2 protein-coding genes are annotated in these 1,955 nt (G+C 60.5%); both read right to left on the bottom strand.

Annotation, left to right across the window (positions count from 1 at the left end; all coding sequences use genetic code 11):
• Nucleotides 1-213 precede the first annotated feature (213 nt).
• Nucleotides 214-957, bottom strand: a complete 744-nt coding sequence (gene cofE / locus ACH2EI_RS15350) for a coenzyme F420-0:L-glutamate ligase (RefSeq protein ID WP_395155058.1) — start codon at nucleotides 955-957, stop codon at nucleotides 214-216.
• A 22-nt stretch (nucleotides 958-979) separates the two neighbouring features.
• Entirely contained in the window at nucleotides 980-1,765 is a 786-nt protein-coding gene (locus ACH2EI_RS15345) for an alpha/beta fold hydrolase (protein WP_395160663.1), read from the bottom strand.
• Nucleotides 1,766-1,955: the final 190 nt, after the last annotated feature.

Here is a 1,955-nt window from a genome sequence, read left to right as displayed (position 1 = left end):
ACGGCATCACCAAAGACCTCCTCGGCTGAAGTCCGCTTGCCATCTCCCAAAATGGAGATCATCTCTCATCGCCAGTGAGCCAAGCTGATCCCAGTTTCGGATATCCAGCCAGAGCAGCCCGAAACTGAGACTGCTGCAGCTCGACAGGTGTGAGAAACGGTCTCAATTTTGGCTGACGCCCTTGAGCGCAACCTGACGAACCGCGAACGGCATCTAACGAAACAAGTCCTTCTCGCTGTCACGCAGAACTGGCGCCATCGAAGCATCCTCGTCGCGCTCCCACTCCTGACCCCGAATGACTGCGACCGGGACACGACTCGTGTTGCCCTTGACCAACTCGCCCGCCGCGGCGAGTTCATCAGCGACGCACAGCTCCTGAACGTGAAACTCGTGACCGTGCGGGTCGACTTCACCGATGTAACTGTGCAGCGGGTTCATTCCCGCAATGCCAATAGCCACGTCAGTCTGACCTTCACGCCATGGGCGACCAAAGGTGTCGCTCATGATCACGGCCACATCGACGCCCAGCTCAGCGAACCGTGCGCGGTGTTCCCGGCACGAAGCATCGGGATCCTTCGGCAGCACCAAAATTCTCCCGGATGCGCCAGATGACGACTGATCAACACCAGAGTTCGCGCAACAAAAACCATGATGCGTTTCGGTGATGAGTACGGGCCCAATTTGGCGGATGATGCGCTTCGACTCACGCAACACAACCTCGACCAGGCGCGGGTCCTTGTCCCATTTGGAGGCCCACGTGGTGGCGAATTCGGATGCCTCGACATCGACGAGTTCGACACTGCAACCCTCAGCCTTCGAGACAATCTTCGAGGTGATCACCACCACGTCACCGTCGATAATCGGGTCGCCCTGCGCGGCTGCTGCAGCGTGAATCATCTCGGCGAGATCGACGCCCTGTTGGATTTCGGGAAGGCCCTCAACACCGAAAATCTGCATGTGTGTCATTAGATCGCTGCGATCAGGCCGGGAGATCGGCGAGGAACTCGACGATTGCCACGTTGACGGGCTCGGGGTTCGTCAGGTTCGCGGCGTGCGCACCACTCACTTTGACCACGCCGGAACAACCGACGAGGCCGTCTGCGAGGATTTCGGCACGATCCATCGTGATCGCAGTGTCTTCGATTCCATGAACCACGATCGCCGGACAGGTGGTCTCACCGAGCCGATCCGTGATGTCGTCGCGGGTCGTGAGGCACTGGTACGGCAGCTCGAACATTTCCTTCGGACGAGCAATCCACTTGGCGATCCACGCCGGGCTGTGATCGGGATCGTCGATGATGATGGAGGCAACGATGTCGGCAAGGCCGCTCTCGGGCCCGTCGGTCAGCCACACGTGGTTCATGCCGTCGTTCGCCGCCTTGGTCTCAGCGTCGTCAACGCCAGCTTGTGTGTCAAGCAGAATGAGGCCGCGCACGCGATCAGGCGCGGTGAGTGCGAGTCGGAGCGACAGGAATCCTCCTTGGCTCATCCCGCCGACCACGGCCCGGTCGATACCGAGATGGTCGAGCAGCGCGAGGCAATCAGCGGCCGAATCCCAGTAGCTGAAAGGCTGACCGTTGAATTCGGTCTGGCCGAAGCCGCGCTCATCCCAGGTGATCACACGGTGGGTCTCCCGCAATGCAGCGACCTGTGGAGCAAACATCTCGCTGTCCATCAGGAACCCATGGGCCAAGACCACCGGCGGGCCATCGCCACCAGTGTCTTGGAAGTAGATGCTCTGACCGTTGATTTGCGCGTGGGGCATGTGCTGACGGTAGCCGAGCGGGCAAGATGGACAGATGGCGAACAGCTCCCCCGACCGTTCCGATCAGCAGCCCAGCGTCTCGGAGATCTTCGACCCCTCCGCATGGAACGAGGTCGGCGGCTTCAAATTCACCGACATCACGTATCACCGCGCCGTCGACGCCGGCGTCGTACGCATCGCGTTCGATCGT

It is taken from the genome of Ilumatobacter sp. (assembly GCF_041688325.1).
Classification (GTDB): domain Bacteria; phylum Actinomycetota; class Acidimicrobiia; order Acidimicrobiales; family Ilumatobacteraceae; genus Ilumatobacter_A.
The sequence above is the reverse complement of the archived record's forward strand: the minus strand, read 5'-3'. Positions and strand labels throughout refer to the sequence as shown.